8 protein-coding genes are annotated in these 7,507 nt (G+C 46.7%); all 8 read right to left on the bottom strand.

Annotated features, from left to right (window positions below):
- Positions 1–156: 156 nt before the first annotated feature.
- The gene (tkt, locus tag FWJ59_RS06600; protein ID WP_414481175.1) at positions 157–2,148 is read right to left on the bottom strand and encodes a transketolase; all 1,992 of its coding nucleotides are present in this window, start codon (positions 2,146–2,148) and stop codon (positions 157–159) included.
- Positions 2,149–2,295: 147 nt separating this feature from the next.
- A complete protein-coding gene (locus tag FWJ59_RS06595) occupies positions 2,296–3,306 on the bottom strand; it encodes a diaminopimelate dehydrogenase (RefSeq protein WP_414481174.1) in 1,011 nt (336 codons plus the stop codon).
- 353 nt (positions 3,307–3,659) lie between these two features.
- Complete coding sequence (locus FWJ59_RS06590; RefSeq protein ID WP_414481173.1) at positions 3,660–4,475, bottom strand: HAD-IIA family hydrolase; 816 nt, start codon at positions 4,473–4,475, stop codon at positions 3,660–3,662.
- A gap of 245 nt (positions 4,476–4,720) precedes the next feature.
- A complete protein-coding gene (locus tag FWJ59_RS06585) occupies positions 4,721–5,560 on the bottom strand; it encodes a L,D-transpeptidase family protein (RefSeq protein ID WP_414481172.1) in 840 nt (279 codons plus the stop codon).
- A 54-nt stretch (positions 5,561–5,614) separates the two neighbouring features.
- The gene (locus FWJ59_RS06580) at positions 5,615–6,382 is read right to left on the bottom strand and encodes an SDR family oxidoreductase (RefSeq protein ID WP_414481171.1); all 768 of its coding nucleotides are present in this window, start codon (positions 6,380–6,382) and stop codon (positions 5,615–5,617) included.
- A gap of 232 nt (positions 6,383–6,614) precedes the next feature.
- Positions 6,615–6,815, bottom strand: a complete 201-nt coding sequence (locus tag FWJ59_RS06575) for a hypothetical protein (protein WP_414481170.1) — start codon at positions 6,813–6,815, stop codon at positions 6,615–6,617.
- A 247-nt stretch (positions 6,816–7,062) separates the two neighbouring features.
- Positions 7,063–7,257 (bottom strand): hypothetical protein, encoded by a 195-nt coding sequence (locus tag FWJ59_RS06570; RefSeq protein WP_414481169.1) that lies wholly within the window; start codon positions 7,255–7,257, stop codon positions 7,063–7,065.
- Between the two features lie 106 nt (positions 7,258–7,363).
- Positions 7,364–7,507 (bottom strand): manganese catalase family protein (locus FWJ59_RS06565; RefSeq protein ID WP_414481176.1); only part of this gene is annotated, 144 nt, incomplete at its 5' end.

Here is a 7,507-nt window from a genome sequence, read left to right as displayed (position 1 = left end):
AAAATTTGTACCGCCTTTAGCATCATAGCTCCCTGTGACAGCCATTAAAAAAGCCAAAGGAGCCGACAAACTCGGCTCCTTTTCATTCTCCAAGCTTTCCTGAGAGTATTTTATATGCAGTCAAAATACCGTTACATACCACTCCTTTTCAGTCAATTAGACCTTTTTGAGCAGCTCTAAAGCCCGTTCAACGACTCTGTCTACCGTAAACCCAAACTCTCTAAACAGCACGTCTGCCTTTCCAGATGCTCCAAACCTATCCAGAGCAATTACATCGCCTTGCCATCCAACATACCGATGCCACCCCAGGGAAGATCCGGCTTCAACAGCCAGCCTGACCTTCACAGCATCGGGAAGCACCTTCTGCTTGTATTCTTCGGGTTGTTTTTCAAACAGCTCCCACGACGGCATGCTCACCACCCGGGCATCAATGCCTTTTTCCTTAAGGACCTTATGGGCCTCATATACAAGCTGCACTTCCGAACCCGATGCGATGAGTATGATGTCGGGGGTATCTTTTTCGGAATCCAAGAGGATATAAGCGCCTTTCAACGCTTCTTTGCTGGTTTCCTGATACAATGGCACATCTTGACGCGTCAGCACAAGGGCTGTCGGCCCCGTCCTGTTGGTGAGAGCCACATACCATCCGGCAGCCGTCTCCTTAGCATCGGCCGGACGGAAAACGGTCATATTGGGCATACTCCTCAGTGCAGCCAAATGTTCTACCGGCTGATGGGTGGGCCCATCTTCCCCTACTCCGATGCTGTCATGGGTAAGCACGTAGATGACAGGCAACCCCATCATGGCAGACAGCCTCATGGCAGCCTTCATATAATCGCTAAATACGAAGAAGGTTGCCACATACACCCTTAGGCCGCCATGCAACGCCATTCCATTAGCAATGGCAGCCATGGCATGTTCACGAACGCCAAAATGGAGGTTGGAGCCGGTACGGTCCTCCGCGGAGAAATCCCCGCGCCCCTTCATGATGGTCTTGTTGGAGGGAGCCAGATCTGCCGAGCCGCCTATGAGGTTAGGTATCACCTTTGCCAGGCGGTTTATGACCTCTCCAGAAGCGTTGCGTGTAGCTGTCTTTTTCTCAAACTTCCAGAACTCATCATCCTCTAGCAAATCCACCGGCAAGGTATCGCTGTGCCATATCTCCCATTCCCTTGCCAGCTCGGGATACTCTTTCGAGTAAGCCTCCCACAGAGCATTCCATTCATGTTCAGCCTTTTTCCCTTTCTCAATCAAGGTATTCATGTGCTCTCTCACTTCCGGAGGTACGTAGAAGGGCTCCTCGCTGGGCCAACCCAAATATTCCTTCATCTGTCGGATATTTTCCTCTCCCAATGGCTCCCCATGAGCAGACGCGCTACCCTGCTTGGCAGGGCAACCATATGCAATTTGCGTCTTGACTATGATAAGAGAAGGCTTTGTAGTCTCCGCCTTTGCCTGGGCAATGGCCTTGTCAATGGCCTCTATGTCGTTCCCGTCCTCAACTTTCAGAACCTGCCAACCTTGGGCCTCAAAACGCTTGCCCACGTCCTCCCTGAAAGCGATGTCGGTTGGTCCCTCTATGGATATGGAGTTGGAATCGTAGAGCACAATAAGCTTACCCAGTCCCAGGGTACCTGCCAGCGAAGCGGCTTCATAGCTTATACCTTCCATCATACAGCCATCGCCGGCTATGACGTATGTATAGTGGTCCACCACGTTGTACCCTGGACGGTTGAACTTGGCGGCAAGATAAGCCTCAGCCAAAGCCATACCTACAGCATTAGCAAATCCTTGGCCCAGTGGACCAGTGGTGGTCTCCACCCCGGGAGTATGACCGTACTCCGGATGCCCTGGAGTCTTGCTTCCAAACTGCCTGAAGCTCTTTATATCCTCAATTGTAAGGCCGTACCCAAAGAGGTGAAGCAGCGAATAGATGAGCATGGAAGCATGACCAGCCGACAACACAAACCTATCCCTGTTTACCCATTTGGGATTACAAGGGTTATGCTTCATGTGCCTTGCCCACAACGTATAAGCCATGGGCGCTGCTCCCAAAGGCATACCAGGATGTCCAGACTTGGCCTTCTCAATTGCCTCAGCCGATAAAACGCGAATTGTGTTTATACATAACTGTTCAATCCTGTTCATAGTACACCTCCTAGCCATACTTTTATATACAACTTGCTGTCCTCACGTGTAAAGATGGATTTTTAAAATATCCAAGCTTCAATACTTTAATTATCACAACCTTTCTTTCATCTGTCAAGCAAATGTCAAGTAAAGCGTATTATGGGATTACAAGTAATCCCTTCTGAGCTCTTCAGCGTTTTTTGGCGAAAGATAAGCAATAGGTATATCAAATACAGTACGGGCACCCACCTGTCCTTCCTTTGCAAGGCGATAAACTGCCCTGGCATAGGCCACCAACACGCTGGAAGTAAACTCGGGATTGCTTTCCAGCTCCAGGCTAAACTCCATCCTTTGCTTTGTGGCCTGGCCGGTTCGGCCGCTGCGTATGACCATTCCTCCGTGGGGCATACCAGAATGATTAGCCTTAAACTCTTCTTCGGAAATAAAATGCACGGTTGTATCATAGTCGGCAAAATAATGGGGCATATTCTTTATCTCCTCCTCTATGCGCTTTAGATCGGCGCCCTCTTGCGGAACCACATAACACACCCGTACATGCTTTTCTCGAGTGGTAAGCTCAGGATTCTCACCGTTTCGTACCCTGCGAATGGCGTCCTCCACCGGAATGGTGTATTGAATGGCATTTTTTACTCCCGGCACTCTCCTGATGGCATCCGAATGCCCCTGGCTTACTCCTTTGCCCCAGAAGGTATAGGTACGCCCTTCAGGTAGAATGGCCTCCCCCAGCACTCTCATCAATGAAAACAGGCCTGGATCCCAGCCGGTAGAAATCAAGCAGAAGTTACCACCTCTCCTGGCCGCTTCATCCATCTTGGCAAAATATTCGGGTATCCTGGCATGGGTATCAAAGCTGTCTACAGTATTGAACATTTGGGCTACGGCCGGTCCCTGAACGGGTAGATCAGTAGCAGAACCTCCGCACAGGATCATAACATCGATTTTCCCCTTATACTCCTCCATCCGTGAAATATGTTCCACTCTGGCGCCATCAGCATCTACTTGCTCGGGTGACCTGCGGGTAAACACAGCCACCAGCTGAAAATCCGGGTTTTGCTTAACTGCCATCCTAACTCCCCTGCCAAGGTTACCATATCCCACTATCCCAAGCCTTATGGTATCCTTCACGCCATCTCCCTCCTCTTTCAGTTTAGCCATACAGCTATTTTAACGCTGCGATCAGCTTAGATGTTTTAATGAACACGCCTTCTCCCTAACCTCGTTGCCGACAAGCTCCACCCTCTCCGTTCATCTCTTCATCAGGTATGGTAGCTATGGCAATGGCATGTAAAGGCACCCTGGCATCATATATACTACACTTTAACATTGTAGCATATGTAAAACTCAATGGCACAAAAATTGTTCTATAGCTTCTAAAAATTTTTCGGAACAAAGAGTTTAATTTTTGAAAAACTGGTTAAGATAATAAGCGTAAAGTTACCCAAAACCCCCAAACCCCTTACACAAGGACCGCAACACCGCGGTCCATTTTTTTATTATCATATGAATTATCATATGAATGGGATGAGGTCTGCCAGGCGTTCAACCACCAAAGTAGGCTTAACATCGGAATTTTCCAGGTCCTCCCGTTTGGTCTCCCCCGTAAGAACTAGAACGCTGGTAACCCCGTGATAAAACCCTATGGCTATATCGGTGTAAAGGCGATCCCCTATAAAAACGATATCATCTTTAGTGCAACCTAGATATCTTAGCAGATATTCTAACGTTTCCCTAAAGGGCTTACCCAAATACTTAGGCTTGACCCCTGTTGAAGCCGTTATAAAAGCGCAAATAGCCCCACAATCTGGAATGAACCCATCCTCGGTAGGGCAATTCAAATCTAGATGCGTAGCAATAAACGATGCTCCCTGGCGGATAAATTTGCAGGCACAACACAGCTTATCGTATGTAAGGGTGGTATCAAAGCCCACCACTACCACATCGGGCTTGTCCTGCACCAGCCTTATGCCACCGTTTCTAAACTCATCGTACAGCATAGGGGTGCCCAGCAAGAACACGCTACAATCCCGATAGTGATTCTTTAGGTACTCAACTGTCACCATGCCCGATGTAACGATTCTCCACTGCTCCACCATACATCCCATTTTTGCCAGCTTTTGCTGATATACCAGCGCATTCTTGGATGAATTATTTGTAAAGAAGAGGTAACCTTTACCAGTTCTCTCTATATGCTTCAAAAAGTCTAGAGAACCTTCCAGCAGCTTATCCCCCAGGTAAAAGGTACCATCCATATCCAGTATGAAATACTTTTTGTCCTTTAGCATATCCCCTATATTGCTTCCCATGTACCTTTTATACCCCTTCATCTTATAGTTTCATGAATACCCTATGTCCCTGACAAATCAGTGGCATAATGTCAGGTCACAACCGCTTTGAATATTTTATCACATTTTTGGCAACTCATCTTCTCAATCTTCATATTTTTAGAAAAATTCTCCCCTGGACATCCTTAGATTGCCTAAAATCCTCAAAAACAAAAAGGAGATGATACCATCTCCTTAGCTCCATGGCAATCTATAGGGCTTAAAATCAGCCACGCAAAGGCAAAAGGTTAGGGTTCCTGATCGTTGAGCAGTATATCGTTTAGCTTCTCCAATATCTCATATGTACTGGCTCCCACTACCCCATCGGGTGTCAACCCATACTCCCTTTGCAGCTCAAGTACAGCATCCCTGACCTCCTCATCGTAAACTGCATCCAGAGGCCCATCGTAATAGCCCAAAATCCGCAATATTTCCTGTAATCTCCTTACATCCTCACCCGGTTCTACGCCAAGATACAGCATCCTCCCAGTAAAGGTTACGCCTACGATATTGACCACCGTACCAAGGGGCACGATATCGTACAGCTCAATCACGTCCTCATTATACATCCTTATGCAGCCATGGCTTGCCGCCGTCCCTATAGACTCGGGCTCATCGGTGCCGTGTATGCCGTAACCTCCCCACGGGATGCTCAACCTCATCCAGCGGGCACCAAAAGGACCTCCAGGGTTGACGGTTTTTTGGATGATCTTCCAAGTACCGGTGGGGGTAGGAGTGGAAGGTTTCCCGACTGCCACAGGATATACCTTGATAAACCGCTCGCCTTGCTTGAGCGTCAACTCCTTTTGCTCTAAGTCCACCGTGATATTGTACTCGGAGTTAAAAACGTCCAAGAATTCCGGACTTATGCCAATGGCATTCCAGGTATCGGGCCCCACTATGCCATCGGCAACCAGTCCATTTTGTTGCTGAAATCTTCTAACCGCTTCAGCGGTCTCCCTATCGTAAACGCCGGTTATATCGCCCTCATAAAAGCCCAATTCCTTAAGGCGCTGTTGAACGTTTTGAACATCGATGCCCTCCATGAGAGGATCAGCTATCCTCAAATACCGGCTAGAATAAGTCATCCCCATACCCCCTTTATTTCCATTCTATGAGGCGGGGTACGGGTTTATGTTACCTCATTCTTCATAAATCATCTTGACAGTCATGCCGCCATCTATGATTAAATTGGTACCCGTGATGAATCCTGCATCCGGCGATGCCAAGAACAAACAAGCGTGGGCAATGTCCTCCGGCTTGCCCACCCTCCCCACAGGATGCTGAGCCAAGTCCTGAGGCCTGAGGTCGGGCTGCCTGCGCTGAGATTTTTTCCGCCACTGGGATACCTCAATCCACCCCGGACTGATGGCGTTAACCCTCACCTTGGGACCCAGGCTAATGGCCAGGGAATGGGTAAGGGCTAAAAGGCCTCCTTTTGAAGCCGAATAAGGTTCCGTATGGGGTTCCGACATGAGAGCCCTGGTAGATGCGATATTGATTATCACTCCCGGGTTTGCCTTTACAAGCTCGGGAGCACAATATTTGGCCATCATATAAGGCCCCCGCAAATTGACCCCTATCACCCTATCCCATTCCTCCATGGAACGGGTAAAAAGCGTCCCGCTGCTTCCAATACCCGCATTGTTTATCAAAATATGTATTCCCCCATAGGCTTTTACGGTCTGCTCAACCAAATTCTTTACATCTTCCTCCTTGGATACATCGGCAGGTATGAACATGGCCTGTCCACCCTGTTCTCGAATGGTGGCCACGTGTTCCTCTCCTGCCTCCTCGTCAATATCGGCTATCACCACGTTAGCTCCCTCTTTGGCAAAGGCAAGCGAGATAGCCATGCCTATCCCCTGCGCTCCACCTGTAACAATGACAGTTTTATCCCTAAATTTCATAACTAAATCACCTCTATAATAAATAAAATCTGTACATTATAATTATACATTGAGATGACCTATTATAAACAAAACAAATTTGTTTATTAGTTTAACTGCAGTTGTGAATTACCGTGATTTAGGCTTTATTAACTTATGGAAAATTTTGCTTAATAAATGGCAATGCCTATGCATACAAGAAAGGGGAAGCGTGCTTGCAGCAACACTCCCCCTTTCTTCTCCTATCAACTCCTTAGCTCTCTTTTGTCGATACTCCTCCTAATCCCCGGCATAAGCAATCGCCGTTAAACAAGAACACAAGGATCAGGAAGAAGAATAGCAGCTCGTCAGAATCTCTAAACAGCCCGCAATTGCAGAATATGATCACCAACAGCAAGAAGAAAAAGAGCAAGTTGTCATCATCACCTAATCTCCTGCCGCCAAAGAAACTCATATAATTATACCTCCTTTAGACGCTTTTCTTATTTTGCCTTCCGGCTCTACTTTCATTAAACAATATATGTAAAAGTATAAAAGACTGTGAATATTCAAGCTTATACATTTGAACACAACTAAATACCATTTGGCAAATTTTATGTTAAAACTCGAGATTCCGTCATGCATAAAATTTGGTACTACCCCAATAAAACAAAGGGAGCCTGCATACTGCAGTACTCCCTCTTTTGGCCACAGTCAACGTTTTAGCACTCTTTGGAGTCTCTAATTCCTCTAAAGATACCGTCCCCATTAAACAAAACTACCAGGATCAGGAAGAAGAATAACAGCTCGTCAGAATCTCTGAACAACCCGCAATTGCAGAATATGATCACCAACAACAAGAAGAAAAAGAGCAAGCTGTCATCGTCGCCTAATCTCCTGCCGCCAAAGAAACTCATATAAACATACCTCCTTTAGATACTTTTCTTGTTTTACTTTTCGGTCCAGTCTTTATTAAACAATATATGTCAAAGTATAAAAAACTGTGAATATTTAAGTCTATACTTAAAAATATTTTTTAGATTCCATGTATTCTCGAACCTTCTGTAGCACTTCTCCGAATCTCTGGAAATGAACGATCTCCCTCTCCCTTAGAAAGCGCAAAGGATCAATTACATCTGGATCATCAGCAAGCTTGATGAGATTTTC

The organism is Caldicoprobacter sp. (genome assembly GCF_047459465.1).
GTDB lineage: Bacteria > Bacillota > Clostridia > Caldicoprobacterales > Caldicoprobacteraceae > Caldicoprobacter.
The sequence above is the reverse complement of the archived record's forward strand: the minus strand, read 5'-3'. Positions and strand labels throughout refer to the sequence as shown.

Coding starts and splice junctions, on each gene's coding strand:
- FWJ59_RS06585 (WP_414481172.1), bottom strand. CDS start 5,560: ATGACTTATTCTAGCCGGTATTTGAGGATAGCTGATCCTCTCATGGAG.
- tkt (WP_414481175.1), bottom strand. CDS start 2,148: ATGAACAGGATTGAACAGTTATGTATAAACACAATTCGCGTTTTATCG.
- FWJ59_RS06575 (WP_414481170.1), bottom strand. CDS start 6,815: ATGAGTTTCTTTGGCGGCAGGAGATTAGGTGATGATGACAACTTGCTC.
- FWJ59_RS06570 (WP_414481169.1), bottom strand. CDS start 7,257: ATGAGTTTCTTTGGCGGCAGGAGATTAGGCGACGATGACAGCTTGCTC.
- FWJ59_RS06580 (WP_414481171.1), bottom strand. CDS start 6,382: ATGAAATTTAGGGATAAAACTGTCATTGTTACAGGTGGAGCGCAGGGG.
- FWJ59_RS06595 (WP_414481174.1), bottom strand. CDS start 3,306: ATGGCTAAACTGAAAGAGGAGGGAGATGGCGTGAAGGATACCATAAGG.
- FWJ59_RS06590 (WP_414481173.1), bottom strand. CDS start 4,475: ATGAAGGGGTATAAAAGGTACATGGGAAGCAATATAGGGGATATGCTA.